The 17,283-nt window shown below is 68.0% G+C and carries 15 protein-coding genes; 8 read left to right on the forward strand and 7 right to left on the reverse strand.

Going from position 1 to position 17,283, the window contains the following annotated elements; translation table 11 throughout:
* Nucleotides 1–117 precede the first annotated feature (117 nt).
* Complete coding sequence (locus BST13_RS18130) at nt 118–720, reverse strand: GNAT family N-acetyltransferase (RefSeq protein WP_083165420.1); 603 nt, start codon at nt 718–720, stop codon at nt 118–120.
* A 41-nt stretch (nt 721–761) separates the two neighbouring features.
* Nucleotides 762–1,133: a DUF488 domain-containing protein gene (locus tag BST13_RS18135; protein ID WP_083165421.1), complete on the reverse strand. Its 372-nt coding sequence runs from the start codon at nt 1,131–1,133 to the stop codon at nt 762–764.
* Between the two features lie 19 nt (nt 1,134–1,152).
* Between BST13_RS18135 and BST13_RS18140 the strand changes: the two genes are divergently transcribed.
* Nucleotides 1,153–1,353, forward strand: a complete 201-nt coding sequence (locus tag BST13_RS18140; RefSeq protein WP_083165422.1) for a hypothetical protein — start codon at nt 1,153–1,155, stop codon at nt 1,351–1,353.
* A 21-nt stretch (nt 1,354–1,374) separates the two neighbouring features.
* Entirely contained in the window at nt 1,375–3,066 is a 1,692-nt protein-coding gene (locus BST13_RS18145) for a patatin-like phospholipase family protein (RefSeq protein ID WP_083165423.1), read from the forward strand.
* A gap of 3 nt (nt 3,067–3,069) precedes the next feature.
* Here BST13_RS18145 and BST13_RS18150 read toward each other — a convergent pair whose 3' ends face one another.
* Nucleotides 3,070–3,813, reverse strand: coding sequence for an IclR family transcriptional regulator (locus tag BST13_RS18150; protein ID WP_083165524.1), 744 nt, complete (start codon nt 3,811–3,813; stop codon nt 3,070–3,072).
* A 151-nt stretch (nt 3,814–3,964) separates the two neighbouring features.
* On the opposite strand from BST13_RS18150, the gene BST13_RS18155 reads away from it, so the two are divergent.
* The 5 genes from BST13_RS18155 (at nt 3,965) to BST13_RS18175 (ending at nt 11,394) form a co-directional block, all read left to right on the forward strand.
* Nucleotides 3,965–4,717, forward strand: a complete 753-nt coding sequence (locus BST13_RS18155) for an MIP/aquaporin family protein (RefSeq protein WP_083165424.1) — start codon at nt 3,965–3,967, stop codon at nt 4,715–4,717.
* Between the two features lie 11 nt (nt 4,718–4,728).
* Nucleotides 4,729–5,727, forward strand: coding sequence for a dihydroxyacetone kinase subunit DhaK (gene dhaK / locus BST13_RS18160; RefSeq protein WP_083165425.1), 999 nt, complete (start codon nt 4,729–4,731; stop codon nt 5,725–5,727).
* 1 nt (nt 5,728) lies between these two features.
* On the forward strand, nt 5,729–6,343 hold the full coding sequence (gene dhaL, locus BST13_RS18165; RefSeq protein ID WP_083165426.1) for a dihydroxyacetone kinase subunit DhaL: 615 nt from the start codon (nt 5,729–5,731) through the stop codon (nt 6,341–6,343).
* A complete protein-coding gene (ptsP, locus tag BST13_RS18170) occupies nt 6,340–8,757 on the forward strand; it encodes a phosphoenolpyruvate--protein phosphotransferase (protein ID WP_083165427.1) in 2,418 nt (805 codons plus the stop codon). Before dhaL ends, ptsP begins: the two co-directional genes overlap by 4 nt.
* Before the next feature lie 72 nt (nt 8,758–8,829).
* Nucleotides 8,830–11,394 carry a LuxR C-terminal-related transcriptional regulator gene (locus tag BST13_RS18175; protein ID WP_083165428.1) on the forward strand — a complete coding sequence of 855 codons (2,565 nt, stop codon included), beginning with the start codon at nt 8,830–8,832 and terminating at the stop codon, nt 11,392–11,394.
* A gap of 3 nt (nt 11,395–11,397) precedes the next feature.
* Here BST13_RS18175 and BST13_RS18180 read toward each other — a convergent pair whose 3' ends face one another.
* Together BST13_RS18180 and BST13_RS18185 are read right to left on the reverse strand one after the other, a co-directional pair.
* Complete coding sequence (locus tag BST13_RS18180; protein WP_211296117.1) at nt 11,398–14,037, reverse strand: LuxR C-terminal-related transcriptional regulator; 2,640 nt, start codon at nt 14,035–14,037, stop codon at nt 11,398–11,400.
* 97 nt (nt 14,038–14,134) lie between these two features.
* Entirely contained in the window at nt 14,135–14,605 is a 471-nt protein-coding gene (locus BST13_RS18185) for a PTS sugar transporter subunit IIA (protein ID WP_083165429.1), read from the reverse strand.
* A gap of 113 nt (nt 14,606–14,718) precedes the next feature.
* On the opposite strand from BST13_RS18185, the gene BST13_RS18190 reads away from it, so the two are divergent.
* Nucleotides 14,719–16,263, forward strand: a complete 1,545-nt coding sequence (locus BST13_RS18190) for a PTS transporter subunit EIIC (protein WP_083165430.1) — start codon at nt 14,719–14,721, stop codon at nt 16,261–16,263.
* A 5-nt stretch (nt 16,264–16,268) separates the two neighbouring features.
* On the opposite strand, the gene BST13_RS18195 is transcribed toward BST13_RS18190, so the two are convergent.
* Together BST13_RS18195 and BST13_RS18200 are read right to left on the reverse strand one after the other, a co-directional pair.
* On the reverse strand, nt 16,269–16,634 hold the full coding sequence (locus BST13_RS18195; protein ID WP_083165431.1) for a hypothetical protein: 366 nt from the start codon (nt 16,632–16,634) through the stop codon (nt 16,269–16,271).
* Nucleotides 16,631–17,248, reverse strand: a complete 618-nt coding sequence (locus BST13_RS18200; RefSeq protein WP_083165432.1) for a hypothetical protein — start codon at nt 17,246–17,248, stop codon at nt 16,631–16,633. Before BST13_RS18200 ends, BST13_RS18195 begins: the two co-directional genes overlap by 4 nt.
* Nucleotides 17,249–17,283: the final 35 nt, after the last annotated feature.

Raw genomic sequence — 17,283 nt, forward strand, 5'->3', positions numbered from 1 at the left:
CATCGCGGCCACCACCCCCGACCCCCGGTAAGACATACCGAAGCCCCCGATCAACCGCTCAATTTCGCAACAACCCGATCTGCCGAAAAGTCGTGTCACAACTGGCCGTTCGGCATGTCAGGGGCGAGGCAACGAGTAGAGCGCCATGCGCCGGTTGGACATGTCGTGCTCACCGAGGAACGTGCATCCCGCCCACTCACAGAGCCGGCGGGCCCCGACGTTGCGGTGATCCGGGTCGAACATGATGCGCCGGCAGTTCGGCTCGAGTTCGAAGACGCTGGCGACGATGCGCGGCAGCAGGAACGCGGCGAGGCCACGGTTGACGTACCGCAGGTCGGCGATTGCCGCGTGAATGCCGATGTCGTCGGGTTCTGCGGCATACCGGGGTGCGATGGAATCCTTCGCGGCGCGATACAGCTCGATGTAGCCGACGGGTTCGCCGTTGAAGCTGCCGATGAAGGGGCGGGAGTAGTCACCGTCGACCTGGGCCTGCAGATGACGCCGCCAGCGCTCGGGCGGCCAGTCGTATTCCCAGGCCTCGACCAGGTGCGGACGGTTCATCCACTCCGACACCAGCTCGGCGTCGGCGTCCGGGTCGGCCGGCCGGATCGCGTACGGATCGGCCACGATCGGGGTGGGCGGCGCCGCCACGGCCCGCACCGCGTCGGATATGTCGGTCAGTTCGCGCTTGAGGATGGGCGCGTCGTCGATCTCGGTCATTTGATCGCCGAGCCTACCGCAGAAAGTGAGGGTAGGTTTACCTACCTTCGACCGGGTGAGAGCAGCTTCGCCAGCACCACCAGATGACTCAGTTCCACCTCACGGGTCGCCGTCACCAATGTGAGCGAACCCTTGCTCACCATGTCCCGCAATTCATCAAACGCCTGGGCAGCCGGCGAGGTCTCCAACTCCGCGGTATAGCGGGCGGCGAATTCGTCGAACAGCTCGGCTTGGTGGTTGTACCAGTGCCGCAGTTCGGTGGACGGCGCAACGTCAGGCAGCCAATGCCCGACCCGCGGATCGGTCTTGCGGATCCCCCGCGGCCACAGCCGGTCCACCAGTACCCGGGTCCCCTCGTCAGGCGCCGGTTCCTCATACACCCGCGCCAACCGGATCTGATGTTTCGCTGCCATCACATGCGATGGTAGGAGCATGGATGTCAGTCGCGTTGCCGATCTGGTGCGCTGGGAGGATTCCGGTGCGCACTGGCAGGTGATCGCCCGCACTGCCGACAGCATCACCATCGCACTGCTGCGGTGCGACGGCGGTGAGGAGGTCGAGCGGTTCACCTCTTCCGATCCCCGCCTGCTCGAATTCGTCGGCGCCAGGACCGGCAGCGAGGACTCCAGGTGATCACCGAAGCAGGCCGGTGACATGGAACTTCCGTTGCCGGATGCGGTCCTGAGCCGGCTGGCTCGGCGCTCTGCCCCACCGGAAATCGCCGAAGAGGCGGTGGATCTGGTCGACGAAGGCGACGACACCGCCTTGGCGGAAGCCGCGGCACCGCCGACCGCCGAGCCCGCCCTGCTGCTGCAGAAGATGGAAAACCGGCTGATCCGGCTCACCCTGGCCGATCCCGACGTGCTGACCGACGCAGAGTTGCGCAGACTGCGCTACATCCTGAACTTCGCCCGGCTGGGCGACTTCGAACCTGGTGCTGCAGGCCCGAACGGAATACGCGGACGGGGCGACATCGCGGTCGGTGCACAGTTGGGCCCGTGGCGATCACGGGTCATCGACGCGCTACACGGCCCGCTTCGCGAAGAGCGCGACGCCGTCACCGCGCTGACCACGGCGCGCGAGGCACTGGCCGGCCTGGCCGACGACCAGGCCGAGCAGCGCGACCTGCTCATCGAGCGACACCGCAACGACTTCTCGCCGGCCGAACTGGATTCCGAAGTCGGATACAAGAAACTGGTGACAGTCCTCGGCGGTGGCGGCGGTGCGGGATTCGTCTACATCGGCGGCATGCAGCGGCTGCTGCACGAGGGACATGTCCCCGATTACATGCTCGGGTCGTCCTTCGGAGCGATCATCGGCGCGGTGGTCGGGCGCACGCTACCCGTGCCGATCGACGAGTACGTCGAGTGGGCCAAGACCGTGTCCTACCGCGCGATCCTCGGCTCTGAACGGCTACGTCGCAGGCACGGACTGACCGGCATGTTCTCGCTGCGCTTCGACGCATTCGCGCACACCATGTTCAGCCGCTCGGATGGCGAGCGGATGCGCATGTCGGACATGGCGATTCCGTTCGACGCCGTGGTGGCCGGGGTGCGCAAACGGTCGTTCGCCGCGCTGCCGTCGCGGTTCCGCCGCCCGGAACTGGCCGGGCTGCGCCTGCTGCCCATGCTGCCGGTGGGTATCGGTCCCCTGGTCGCGGCGCGCATGTGGCAGGTGGCCGCGTTCATCGATTCCCGCGTGGTGAAGCCGATCGTCGTCGGCGGTGACGACTTGACCCGCGAATTCAACGTCGTCGACGCCGCGTCGTTCTCCTCGGCGATTCCGGGCGTGTTGCATCACGAGACGAACGACCCACGGATGGAACCGATCCTGGACGCGCTCTGCCAGAGCCACGACGTCGCGGCGCTCGTCGACGGCGGCGCGGCCAGCAATGTGCCGATCGAATTGGCGTGGAAACGCGTGCGCGATGGGCGGTTGGGCACCCGCAACGCCTGCTACCTGGCGTTCGACTGCTTCCATCCGCAGTGGGATCCGAGGCATCTGTGGCTCGTGCCGATCACGCAGGCCGTGCAGCTGCAGATGGTGCGTAACGCGCCCTATGCCGATCACCTCATCCGCTTCGGGCCGACCCTCTCGCCGGTCAATCTTGCGCCGTCGATCGCCACCATCGACCGCGCGTGCGAATGGGGCCGCAACAGCGTCGACGCCGCGATCCCGCTGACATCGGCGCTGCTGCAACCGATCTGGTGGGCGGGCGACAAACCGCCCGTCACCCGTGCCCGTAAGACGCTGGTCAAGTCGGTCGCGTCACCGATGAGTGCGGTGATGTCGGCCATTCAACTGCCGACCGGGTTCGCGCGCTGGCGCAACCGTCATCTGACCTGATCGCTATCCGCGGCGAGGCGGCCACACCGGCGCGCCGAGTTCGCGCGAGACCGTGCGTGCGGTATCCCGCAGCGCGTCGACGGCCTCAGGGTCCAACGGCCAACGCGCCGCGGGGACCACCAGTGCGATCGCGCCCGCCGCATCGCCCGATGCATCGAAAACGGTTGCCGCAACGGAACACTCCCCGAGCACGGCCTCTTCGGCCTCGGTGGCGATGCCGGTGCCGCGGATCTGGGCGAGTTGGGTGGCGAGCTCGGCGGCGTCGGTGACGGTCTCACCCGTCATACCGCACAGCTCCCCTGACGGATAGTCGGCCGCGTAGGCCAGCAGCGCCTTGCCCAGCGCGCTGGCATGGGCGGGGATCACGATGCCGACCTCGGGCATCTGCCGGGTGCCGTCGGGACGCGGTTCGTGCGCCACCACCACGACCTCATCGAACAACAGCACCCCGGTGCGCACCGCACAACCGGTGCGGCGGGCCAGCCCTTCCGTCCAGACCGCGACCCGCGACCGTAGTTCGAGCGTGTCCAGATAGACGTTGCCCATCCGCAGCGTCGCGGGGCCAAGTCGGTACCGGCCGGAATCCAGCTCCTGCTGCACCATGCCGTGCGCCAGCAACGTGCGCACCAAGCCGTGCACCGTCGATGGCGCGAGCTCGATCGCCGAGGCGATCTCCCCCAGACTCATCCGCCGACCGCCTTGCAGCACCGTGAGGATGCGAAGGGCGCGATCCACCGCCTGAATCACGACGACCTCCTCGTGGGCGAAGACGCTCTTGTGCTCACAGCAGCATAAGCGTATGTTCCAGATCACATTCGATAATGTCGAATGTGATGCGAGATAGCCGATTCGCAGTCGGTAAGCGTTGTGTCACATCCCAACCCCTGGAGCGCACGACATGGACGATCCGTCAATCACCCAAAAACTCGCCGCGGAGGCCTTCGGCACCGCGTTCCTGGTATTCATCGGCGTGGGATCGGTACCCGCGACCATCATCATCAACGGTCATGCGCCGTTCACCATGGCCGATCTCGGCGTGATCTCCTTCGCGTTCGCGACGGTCGTCGTCGCAACCGTCTACGCGCTCGGGCACATCTCCGGCAACCACATCAATCCGGCGGTCACCCTCGGTCTGGCCGTGACCGGCCGGTTCCCATGGTCCCGCGTTCCGGCCTACATCGCCGCGCAACTCGTCGGCGCAACCGTCGGGGCCGCAGCGATCCTCGGCGTACTGGGCACGCGCGCGCGAGACGCCGGGCTGGGCATCGCCACCTACAGCGGCGACATCAGTGCCGTACAGGCGTTTTTCGCGGAGTTCGTGGGTACGTTCATACTCGTGTTCACCGTCTTCGGCGTGATACATCGCAAGGCGTCGGCAGGATTTGCCGGGGTGGCCATCGGCTTCGTCGTGTTCGCTGCGATCATCCCGCTGGCACCGACGACGGGTGCCTCGATCAACCCGGCCCGGACCTTCGGGCCCATGCTCGTCCAGCAGATCGCCGGCGGCTCGGTGGCCTGGCACCAACTGCCGGTGTATCTCGCCGCGGAATTCCTCGCCGGCGCGCTCGCCGCACTGTCCTACGCCGCGATCTCGCGCACCCGCGCCGACACCGCCAAAATCTCCGTCCACGCAGCACCGACCGCAGTCTGAGGAGCCGAATTGTGAAGAAACTGATAAACGATCCCGCCGACGTCGTCGCCGAGTCGCTTCGCGGCATGGCCCTGGCGCACCCGGAACTGCGTGTCGACCACGCCAACCGCATTGTCTACCGCGGTGATGCCCCGGTCGCGGGCAAGGTCGGTTTGATATCGGGCGGCGGATCCGGGCACGAACCGCTGCACGCCGGTTTCGTCGGCCGCGGCATGCTCGACGCTGCCTGTGCCGGTGAGGTTTTCACCTCACCGGTACCCGACCAGATGCTCGAGGCGACGACCAAGGTCGACGCTGGCGCCGGCGTGCTGCACATCGTGAAGAACTACACCGGTGACGTGATGAACTTCGAGATGGCCGCCGAACTGGCTGCCGCCGACGGCATCACGGTCGAGTCGGTCGTCGTCGACGACGACGTCGCGGTGCAGGACAGCACCTTCACCGCCGGTCGGCGCGGCGTCGGCGCCACCGTGCTGGTCGAGAAGATCGCCGGGGCCGCGGCCGACGAGGGCAGGCCGCTGGCCGAAGTCGCCGAGGTGGCGCGCCGGGTCAATGCCGCATCCCGCAGCATGGGTGTCGCGTTGACGTCGGGCACGGTTCCCGCGGTCGGCCACCCGACGTTCGAGCTGTCCGACACCGAGATCGAGCTCGGCATCGGCATTCACGGCGAACCCGGCAGGCAGCGTGTGCCGCTGCAACCCGCCCGCGCCGTCGCCGAACTCCTGGTCGAACCCATCTTGTCCGACCTCGACTTCACCGGCGTGGACCCGGTCGTGTTGTTCCTCAACAGCATGGGTGCCACGCCCCTGATCGAGCTGTACGTGATGTACGCAGAAGTGGCGGCCATCCTGGAGAAGGCGGGCGTGCAGATCGCGCGCTCGCTCGTCGGGCCGTACATCACGAGCTTGGACATGGCAGGCTGCTCGGTCACCCTGCTACGCGCTGACGACGAATTGCTGCGGCTGTGGGACCACCCGGTCGACACACCCGCGTTGCGGAGAGGATGCTGACATGGATCTGGATCGACTCACCGCCTGGGTCCGCGAGTTCGCCCGGCTGATCGCCGAAAATGCCCAGTATCTCAGCGATCTGGACGCTGCGATCGGCGACGCTGACCATGGCATCAACATGGATCGCGGGATGACGGCCGTGGTGGCCGCGCTCGACGACCCACCACCGGCCGACGCCGGCGCGTTGTGCAAACAGGTCGGCATGACCTTGGTGAAATCTGTCGGCGGCGCAAGTGGGCCGCTGTACGGCACCTTCTTCCTGCGCATGGCGCCCACGATGGGCGCCGACAGCGCAGATTTCGCCGCGGCGTTGCACGCCGGCGTCGAAGGCGTCGTCCAGCGGGGCCGTGCCGAAGCCGGCGACAAGACAATGTTCGACGCGCTCGCACCCGCCCTCGACGCCCTCGACGCCGCACTCGCGTCGGGCGCCGACCTGGCCAAGGCACTGACCGAAGCCGCAACTGCCGCCGAAAAGGGCAGGGACGCCACCGAATCCATGGTGGCCCGCAAGGGGCGCGCCAGCTATCTGGGACAACGCAGCGTCGGGCACATCGACCCGGGAGCCACGTCGGCAGCATTGCTGATCGGTGCCGCCGCGACGGCGGTGGGCACGTGACCGTCGGGCTCGTCGTCGTCTCACACAGCCGCCCACTCGCCGAGGCCGCCGTCGACTTGGCACAGGAGATGTTGCACGGCAAGCAGATCCAGATCGAGGTCGCGGCAGGCCTGGACGAGACCACCTTCGGCACCGACGCGGTCGCGATCGTCGACGCCATCGCCGCCGCAGACCACGGCGACGGCGCGGTCGTGCTCATGGACCTCGGAAGTGCCGTGCTGTCAGCCGAACTCGCGCTGGAGCTGCTCGACGACGAGGTGCGCGAGCGGGTGGTGCTGTGCCCGGCTCCCCTCGTCGAGGGGCTCGTGGTGGCCGCAGTCGCCGCGGGCGGCGGAGCCCCGGCCGCGGAGGTGGCCGCCGAGGCCTCGGGTGCGCTTGCCGGAAAGCTTGCTCAGCTGGGCGGCGGCGTCGAGCAAGCCGCCACCGAGACGGCCGTCGAAGGGCTGTCCGCGACGTTCGTCGTCGCCAACCCGCACGGGCTGCATGCCAGGCCTGCGGCCCGCCTCGTCCAGGAGGTCCGCGGCCGCGACGCCGAGGTACGTATCCGTAACCCGCGCACCGGTTCGGCGTGGATCGACGCCGCGAGTCTCTCCAAGATCGCCACGCTCGGCGTACGCAGTGGCGACGAGGTCGAGGTCCGGGTATCCGGTCCACAGGCCGCAGATGTGCTCGAGCACATCCTGGCCCTGGCGGCCAGGCACTTCGACGAGACACCGTCCGCCCCTGCCTCACCTGGGCCAGTAACGACAGGCCGACCGATCGGCGCCGGGCCGGGCCTGGGGATCGGACCTGCCTGGTCGGTCCGGGCGGGCACCATCGAGGTTCCCGAACACCAGGGTGAGGATCCTGCGACCGAATGGCGCAGCCTCACCGCAGCCGTCGACGACGTACGTACCGCCATCGCCGGCGTCCGCGCCCACACCGCGCGTGCCGTAGGCGAAGCCGAGGCATCGATCTTCGATGCGCACGCGCTGCTGCTCGACGATGATGCGCTGCTCGGCGCGGCGAAGAGTCGAATCGACAAGGGGCACAACGCCGCAGCTGCCTGGTCAGCCGCGGTGACCGAGGTCGCCGATCAGTTCGCCGCCGTGGATGACGCCTATCTGCAGGCGCGGGCCGAGGACGTCCGTGCCGTGGGCGGACAGGTGCTGCGTACCCTGCTGGGGCAGGTGGCACCCACGGCCGCGGCCACCGGCGTGCTGGTGGCCGCCGACCTGACTCCCGCCGAGGCCGCCGAACTCGATCCGACGCAGGTCGCCGCGGTACTGCTGGCATTCGGCAGCGCCACGGCTCACAACGTGATCCTGTTGCGGGCCAAGGGCATTCCTGTGATCGTGGGTGCCGGACGGGCTGTGCTGGCCATCGCCGACGGCACCACTGTGGCCGTCGACGGTACGTGCGGGGAATACCTGGTCGATCCGCCCGACGACGTCCGCCGGGAATTCGAGGCCCGCGTCGCCGCTGCCGCGCAGCAGCACCGGGAGGCCGTCACCCGCACGCGTGAGCCCGCCATCACCCGGGACGGTGTCACGGTCAAGGTCGGCGCCAACATCGGCTCGGTCGATGACGCGCGCGCCGCAGCAAGCCAGGGCGCCGACTTCGCGGGTCTGGTCCGCACCGAGTTCCTGTTCCTGGGCCGGGAGCAGGCACCCGACGTGGACGAGCAGCTCGCGGTTTACCGCAAGATCGCGGAATCCCTTGAGGGACGCAGGGTCACCCTGCGCACCCTCGACGTGGGCGGTGACAAACCGTTGGCGTTCCTGCCGACGCCCGCCGAGCCGAACCCCTATCTGGGGGTGCGTGGTATCCGGCTGGCGCTGGCACACTCGCAGCTGTTGTCCGACCAGTTGCTGGCGATGGCGCGGCTCAGCAACGATACGCCGGTCAGCATCATGTTCCCCATGGTCAGCACCCTCGACGAACTGTTCTCCGCGCGCCGGGTGCTCGACGACGCGATCCGCCGAGCCGGTCCACAGGCGGCTGACCTGCAGGTCGGGATGATGGTCGAGGTGCCCGCCGCCGCCCTCAAAGCCGCGGCGTTCGCGCCGCACGTCGACTTCTTCTCGATCGGCACCAACGATCTCACCCAGTACACGATGGCGGCCGACCGCAACAACGACGCCGTCGCGAGCCTCGGGGACGCGTTCGATCCTGGTGTCCTGCAGTTGGTGCGAGCGACGTGTCAAGGCGCCGCGGGACGGGCGTCGGTGTCGGTCTGCGGCGAGTTCGCCGCAGACAACCGTGCCGCCGCACTGCTTCTCGGGTTGGGTGTCGATGCGCTCAGCGTCACTCCGCCTGCCATACCGGCCACCAAGGACGCTGTGCGCGCTGTCGACACCGGCGAGGCGCAGCACCTTGCCGCCGTGGCCCTCTCGGCCGCCGATGCCGCCGGGGTGCGATCACAGTTCGGCTGATCGGCTGCCCGCGCCTGCGGGCACCGTCGGTGCCCGCAGGCGCGGCGCAGTGCGCGGCCTTAGGATCCGGATGTGCCGACCGCGTGGCCACTGGTTGATCGTCAGGATGAACTGCGCCTGATCGCGGCCGCGCTGAGCTCCCATGGCGGCGCGGTACTCACCGGGCCCGCCGGGGTCGGCAAGTCCCGACTCGCACACACCGCCGCCCAGCGACGACACGGGGTGGTCCGGTGGATCGCCGCAACAGCCACCGGCCGGTCGATCCCGCTGGGTGCGCTCGCCGGCTACACCGCACGGTGTGGCCCGGACCCGCTGCTGCGGGTGCAGGAAGTGATCCACGCCCTCCTCGACGGCGAAGCTGCGGTTCTGCTCTGCGTGGACGACGCCCACCTGCTCGACGACCAATCGGCCTTGGTGGTCGAGCGGTTCGTCGAGCAGGCGGCAGGCGCCGTCGTCATGACGGTCCGCGACGGCGAGCCACTGCCGGATTCGGTGGCGGCGCTGTGTGCCCGGTTGCCGCGAATTGCCGTGCCCCCGTTGACCACCGAAGGGGTCGGCGCACTGGTCACCGAGGTTCTCGGTGCTCCGCTGGAATCGTCCAGTGCGCAACGGTTCTTCAGCTACACCCGCGGCAACGCGCTGTACCTGCGGCAGCTGGTCACCGACGAGATCGCGGCCGGCCGGCTGACGCGCCGCTCCGACGTATGGGTGTGGGATGGACCGCCTCGACTATCCGCCTCGCTCGTCGACCTGCTCGAAGCGAGCATGGGCAACCAGCCGGACGGGATCATCGATGCACTCGACGTGCTCGCCGTCTCCGATCCGGTCGAACTGCCGGTGCTGCTGCGATTCGTCGGCTCCGACGTGATCGACGACGCCCGCGACCGGATCCTGATCTCCGTCGACTACGGGCAGGTACGGCTGGCGCATCCGTTGTTCGGGGAGGTCCGCCGCAACCGGGCCGGCACCGCGCGGCTGCGCGGTATCCGCGGCCAGGTCGCCGAGCTGATCGGCCAGCTGTGCGCACCATCAGCGGTCCAGACAGTGCGGCGTGCCGTTCTGCTGATGGATTCCGACACCCAAGGCGATCCCGCGTTCCTGGTGGAAGCGGCGAATGCGGCACTGCAATTGCTCGACCTCGACCTCGCCGCCCGCCTGGCCGAGGCTGCGGTCGCGGCAGGCGGGGGACGCGCAGCCCAGGCGGCACTCGCCACGATGTTGGCTTTCGCCGGGCAGGGTGGCGCCGCGGACACGATGTTCGCGGAACTGGCCGAGGGCGGTGATGCCGCCGAACGCGCGTCGATCGCCCTGTTGCGGGCTGCCAACCTGTCCTGGGTGCTGGCACGGCCAGGCAGCGCCGAGACCGTGCTGAACGCGGCGCGTGACGCCGCCGACAGCTGCGGCCTCGGCCCGTCCTACCAGGCGCTGCATGCCTCGTGCCGCAGCGCGCTGGGCCATCCCCGAGAAGCAGTGGACATGGCGACGGCGGCGTTGACCGCAGAGAACGTCGATCCCCTTGCGGCGATGTTCGGTTACTGGGCCTTGGTCTGCGGGCTGGGCGACCTCGGTCACGTCGACCGCATGACCGAGGCGGCAGCAGCCGGCTATGAACTGGCGGCAACGGCCCCGCAAGCCTCGCATCTGCGGTTCGGTCTCGGCCTGATGGAGATCGTCGGCTTGCACCGGGCAGGCACCCAGGAGCGCATCCCCGATATCGCCAACAGGCTGCGACAGCAGTCGCTCGACGTCGTGGTCTCGCGTTCGTTCACCGCGGTCATCCTCGGATATGCCGAATTGTGTTGTGGCCGGTTGGCTTCCGCGCAGCGCTGGCTGCGGGAATCGTTGGCCACCGGTTCGGTGTTCGATGCGCAGTCGGGTGTCATCCGCGAACTCGCCGGGATGTGGCTGACCATGACATTGGCGATGTGCGGTGATCTGGCGGGCGCCCGGACCACCGACGCCGAGAGGTTCCGTTACTTCGGTGACTACTCGCACATCTGGCGTACGGACATGCTCCTGACCCAGGCATGGCTCGAAGCAGTACATGGATCGCGGAGCCGCGCAATATCTTTCGCGATCGGCGCCGCCAGGACTGCGCGCACCCAGGGCAGGCCGGCGCAGGAACTGTGGTGCCTGCAGACCGCAACCCAGTTCGGCGCAACCGAAACCGTGGAGCGGCTCGGACAACTGGCCGCAGTGGTGCAGGGCCCGCGGGCCGGATTGGCACGTGAACATGCCACCGCGCTGCGCCGGGCGGACGGCGCTCGGCTGCTGAGCGCGTCGAACGGCTATGCGGTGATCGGCGATACGGTCGCGGCACTCGACGCCGCGGCGCAGGCCGTACCGCACCTGCATGGCGAGCGGCAGCGCCGCGCGATCGCCACCGCGCACCGGCTCGCCGCAGATGGCGCCCGCACCCCGGCGTACCGGGCGATGGCCAGTACCGGTGTGCTGACCCCGCGCCAGCGGGAGGTCATCGCCCTTGCGGCGACCGGCCTTTCGAACCGCGAGATCGCTGATCGGCTGGTGATGTCGGTGCGCACGGTGGAAGGTCACCTGTTCCGGGCGTGTCAGCGTCTGGGCGTCAACACCCGCGACGAGCTCATCACACTGCTCGCCGACGGCACCGCGTCGTGATCCTCAGGTGGCAGGCCGGAACCGGACCAGCCGGGCCAACTGATCGCGGTCCTCGATGCCGAGTTTGGCGAAAATGCGGTAGAGGTGGCCGTCGACGGTGCGCACCGACAAGCACAGCCGGTCGGCAATCTGCCGGTTGCTCAGCTCGGCTCCCACCAGATTGGCGATCTCCCATTCGCGTTCGGTGAGATGCAGCGGATCGGCTGCACGCCGGGTCGCCGGTGTCGCCAGGCCGCACCGGCTGGCCAGCCAGTGCGCCCGGGTCGCGGATTCCAGCTCACTGCCCCGGTGCCCGGCGCGCGCGTGTTCCCGCGCGGCGTGCGCGGCCGCGTCGGCGGCCAGTGCCAGTAGTCCGAGCTCTTCGAAACGGCAGGCTGCCTCGTCCAGGCATCGGCCGTCATGCTCGGTCACTCCTCGGCTGTGGGCGGCGATCGGCTCGCACAGCGGCGCGTCCAGCTGTGCGGCCAGCTGCTGAATCCTGGCGTCCACGGAGCGGTCGCCGAGCCGCAGCGCGGTGTGCAGTGCGGTGAGTTCCACCGCGCGCATGCCGCCGCCCCGGGCGAGCTGCGCTGCCCGGACGGCGTGCTGCTGAGCTGACGTGGTCTCCCCCCTCGCGGCCTGCAACCAGGACCGGGCGAGCTCAAGTTCGGGCCGGAACACCTCGACCTGGGGCCCGCTGGCCGCTTCGGCCCGCGCCAGGGCCACCGCGGCGGCTTCGATGTTCCCGCGGTGCGCCTCGGCCTGCGCCAACCACGACGCGACCAGCATGACCCAACCCCGCGGCAGGCATTCCGACATCGCCCACACCGAGGTCTGCAAGGCCTCGCACGATTCGGCGACGCGGCCCCGCGCCAATGCGAGACGCCCCTGCAACGCGGTGACGATGGCTTCTGCCTGCAGCGCACCCGCCGTCATCGCGGCGTACCGCGTGGCGACGTCGTCGACGGCGGCCAAGTCACCGCCGTAGAGACCGGCCAGGGCCTCGGCGAGCGCAAGCGAGTAGCGCTGTGGGCCGGACTCACAACAATCGGCAGCCCGTTCACCCTGCTGCACCACCGCGGCAACGTCGCCGAACCGGCCCGACAGCGCCAGCGCCCCCGCAGTGGCCAGCGCAGCCCACACCGTCGCCATCGGCAGCATGTCCGCGGCCATCGCCTTGGTTCCCGAAGCGATGGCCGCAGGCAGGTCACCGGCGAAGAAGGCGAAGCTGACCTCGATCGCGGTGACGAAGCCCAGGGCCGCGGTGGTGGTCACGCGCGCGCGGACGATGTCCAGGACATCCGATGCCTGCTCGGCGCGACCGCATCCGAAGAAGAGGTTCGCCGCGCGCAGGCAGCCCCACCGCACCACGGTCAACTCGTCGCCGCCGGCCGGGTCGAACCCGGCCAGCAGGTCCTCTGCTTCTTGTCCCCTGCCCTGCCAGCTGATGGCGTCGGCGAGCACGATCGCGGCCTGCACACCGGCGCCGTGCTCCAAGGCGAATCGCGCAAGCTGTTCGCCGAGAACCAGATTGGACATGGTCACCGCACTGGCAGCAGCTTCGACGATGGTCTCCAGATCCGCGGGGGCATCGCTGGCGATCATGAACCGGGCCAACTGGATCCGGGTCCGGACATCGGCAGCGGCCGGCCGGTGCGCTGACAAATGCCGTGCCAGAAGAGAATTGATCTGGCGCGACCGGGTCACCGGGCACCGTCGCCGGGCCACCTCGCCGACGATCGGATGCGCAGGCTGCACCATGGTGTGCGCCGCATCGGCGGTCACCTGAATCGCACCGCGACGTTCTGCGCGGGTCACCGCTTCGGGCGGGCAGATGTCCAGCAGCACATCCCACTCGAGGGCCTGCGCCGCAGACACCACCTCCACCACGTCGAGTTCATCTGGGCGCAGGGAATCCAGCCGCGACGCCACCAGTTCATGGATGTCCGGGCTGGGCCGCAAGCGGCCGCGCAGCCGCCAGTGGTCTCCGTCGCGGACCAGGGCACCGTCTGCGCGTGCGGCATTCAGCACGCCGCGCAGGTAGAGCGGGCTCCCCGACGAGAACCGGTGCAGCTCCCCGACCGCCCGATCGTCGACGTCACCGCCGAGCACCGCCGCGGCCAGCTCGGCAGTCTGCTCGCGGGTGAACGGTTCCAGGTCGAGACGGGCCAGCAGCTGTTCCTTCCACAGTGCTGTGACCGCGTCCGCCGGGGCCGCACCCGAGCGGATGGTGACGATGAGCGTCGGTTCCCCGTTGACCGCGAGCTGCTGAACCAGCAGAGCAGACAGCGGGTCGAGGTACTGGGCGTCGTCGACGACGATGACCAGGCTGGGATCGGCGAGGGCCTGCTGTGCCGCGCCGAGCATGACGGCCGGCTCACGTGCATCGGTGAGGTGCAGCGCATGATGGAACGCGCCGAACGGCACCGCCTGCGCGGTCTCGGTACCGAGGACGAATCGCGCGCAGCGTCCCTCGCTCTGCAACTCTCGCGCAAGGACTCTGGCGAGCGCTGTCTTGCCGACACCGGCGGGCCCGACGAGGACGACACCGCGCGAGGGGTCACGTAGCGCCAGCGAGGCTTCGCTGAGCTCCGTATCCCGTGCGACGAACGGCCAATCCGCCAATGCGTACCCCCAAGGTGCGCCGGTGTGCCGGGCCGACATTACGCCCGCGCAAATCTGTGTATCGGCTGAACTTCGACGCCGCATCTCGAATGTTTGCGCAGTTAACCAGTTCTGGGCAGCGGGACTGCCGGGGAGATTACTTGTTCGCGGTGAAAAGAACAGCCCCCGACGCAATCTCCGAACCTGTCCGCACAGCATCGGACACGGCAATGTTGGCGGCCTCGCGCTCGTCCATGATCACCACGGGGACAATGGGATTGAGTCCTTTTTCGGCCACCGACGCGGCATCGTAGGTGATGACGACCTGCCCCGCGGCGACATCATCACCCTGATTGAGGTGGACAGTGAAGCCCTCGCCGCCCAGCGCCACGGTATCGAGGCCGAGATGGACCAGGACGCCGACTTTCTCCTCGGTCAATAAGACATACGCATGAGGCATCAGTTTCAGCAACTTTCCGCTCACAGGGGCGATGGCATCCACCACTCGAGGTCCGGGGTCGATCGCTGCGCCGTGACCGACCATTCCGGCCGAGAAGACCGGATCGGGGACGTCGCCGAGGGCGACCGCGCGCCCGGCGACGGGGGCCAGCACTGTCGTGGTACTCACGCGTGGTCTCCTTTTTTGTTTGTGGCCGCAACCTTACGAGCGTCGCATGCCGTCTCGTCTAAGCTTCCGACCAACTCGGCGACCGCACAGGCGACCAGGAGGGCGACGCACCCATGACCGATACCACGAAACCTGGCGGGACACCGGAGAAATCGACTGCAGCAGCACGCAGTTTCGCCCAGCTGCAACGGCTGGGCAAGAGCCTCATGCTGCCGATCGCCGTGCTGCCCGCAGCGGGGATCCTGCTGCGGCTGGGCCAGCCCGACCTGCTGGGCCGGATCGACGCGCCGGTGATCGGACCGTTCTTCAAGTCGATGAGTGCCGCAGGGGACGCCCTGTTCAGCAATCTGCCCCTGCTCTTTGCGATCGGCGTTGCGATCGGATTCGCCCGCAAGGCCGACGGATCCACCGCGCTGGCGGCCGCGGTGGGCTATCTGGTGACGTCCGCGGTGTTCAAGACCATGTCGCCGATCGTCCTCGCCGGTCAGGTCGACAAAGCCGGGGAGCAGGCCCAGATCAACTACAGCGTGTTCGCAGGCATCATCGTCGGCTTGGTCACCGCGTGGCTGTTCGACCGGTATCACACCATCGAATTGCCGTCGTATCTCGGCTTTTTCGGCGGCAGACGGTTCGTCCCGATCGCGGTGTCACTGGCCTGCCTGTTCATCGCGTTCGCGATGAGCTACTTCTATCCGATCTTCGACGCAGGCCTGACCGGCCTCGGCCGGTTCATCGGCGGTTCCGGCGCGTTGGGCGCATTCGTATACGGGTTCGCCAACCGCATGCTGATCCCGCTGGGGTTGCACCACATCCCCAACTCTTATGTGTGGTTTCTCTACGGCGACTATCAGACGCCCGACGGCAAGGTGGTGACCGGTGAGCTGACCCGGTTCGCCGCAGGCGACCCCACCGCTGGACACCTCACCTCAGGCTTCTACCCGATCCTCATGTTCGGCCTACCCGCCGCCGCGCTGGCCATGATCCACGTGGCGAACAAGAAGCAGCGCAAAGTCGCGGTCGGCATTCTGTCGGCGGCGGCGTTGACGGCATTTCTGACCGGCGTCACCGAGCCGCTGGAGTTCGCGTTCATGTTCGTGGCCTTCCCGCTCTACGTCGTGCACGCCGTGCTGACGGGTCTGTCGCTGGCGATCGCCTATCTCCTCGACATCCATCTCGGTTTCTCGTTCTCCGCCGGCCTGGTCGACCTGCTCCTTTACGGCACGGCGCCGGCAGCCAAGAACATTCCGTTGCTCGTCGGTATGGGTCTGGTGTTCTTCGTCGTCTATTACCTGCTGTTCCGGTTCGCGATCACGAAGTGGAACATGCGCACACCGGGTCGTGAACCCGAGGCCGAGTTCGAGGCCGAGCAGGCCGCCAATCTCGGCGACCCGGCGTCCGCCGGTGCGGTCGAGACTCTGACTCGGACCGACAGCAAGGCCGAGCAACTCATCGAGGCATTCGGTGGCCGGGAGAACCTGGTCACCGTCGACGCCTGCATCACCCGGTTGCGAATGGACGTCGCGGACAAGACCAAGGTCGATCAGGACCGGCTACGCGCACTGGGCGCAGCGGGTGTGATCGAGGTCGGCAACAGCGTGCAGGCGGTCTTCGGCACAGACTCCGAGACGCTCAAGAACAGCATCCTCGACATCCTGTAACCGCCTCAGACCGACAGGAGCCGTTCGAAGAAATCGCGGTAGCGGGTCAGCGCGACCCGGAGGTCTTCGGTCGAGGCCTCCTCGCCGCGGGCCCATTGCGCTTCCAGTCGAGAGCGGGTGTCGGCGAAGCTCGCGTTCAGCTCTTCGACCACTTCTGCCACCAGACTGTCGGCATTCTGCACACATTGCTTCGGGTCATCGACGAAGGCCGCCTGAACTGCGTTCCAGCGCGAATGCAGTCCTGACCGATGCTCGTCGGCGAACAACAACGTGTTGTCGTCGATCGGCGCGTCTGTGGCGGCAGAATCGTCCTCGTAAGCGGGCACGGGTTCAGGCCAGCCGGTCGCGGCCTGCTCGTCGTGGGCGGTCATGCTCGCGCCCCTTTCGTCGGGTCGGTACCTGCCTCTCGCTCGACCGGTGATTCGTGCGTTTCACGTGTTTCGTGGTCCGGCCGCAGCAATTCCTCGAAGAGTGTCCGGTAGTGCACGATCGCCTCACGTTGTGCCTCGGTACCGATTTCACCGCGCTCTTGGGCAAGGTGCAGGATGTGCCCGGCCCGATAGTGTTCGACGACCTTGGGGTGGTCCACCGAGATGTCAGCCGCCCGCTGCTCGAAATCGTCTATCGGGTAACCGCGTTCGCGCAGCACCTCGGTCACCAGTCGATCAGCTTCGCTGACCGCCTTCGACGGATTGTCCACGAACCCTGCCTGGGTCGCCTCCCACGCCTGCTCGTATCGCGCCCGTGATTGCGGCGTCAGCTCACTGATGTCCAACTTGTTGTGTTTGCGCTCGCGGGCGAGAAGTTCCTTTTCCGCCGCGCGTTGGCCTCCGGCGGTGTCCACGGCCCGCTCGTACTCCGGCCCGAACTGCTCCCTCAACCTGTCACTGCGCTTCTTGCGCATCATCGATGCGCCGGCGATCACTGCGAGCACCACGATGATCAGGACGACGACCGCGATGACGATCCAACTCCATGTAGGCATTTCTGACCTCCTGCACGGGGGTGATACCCGATGCA

This window comes from Mycobacterium aquaticum (assembly GCF_002086485.1).
Classification (GTDB): Bacteria; Actinomycetota; Actinomycetes; order Mycobacteriales; family Mycobacteriaceae; genus Mycobacterium; species Mycobacterium aquaticum.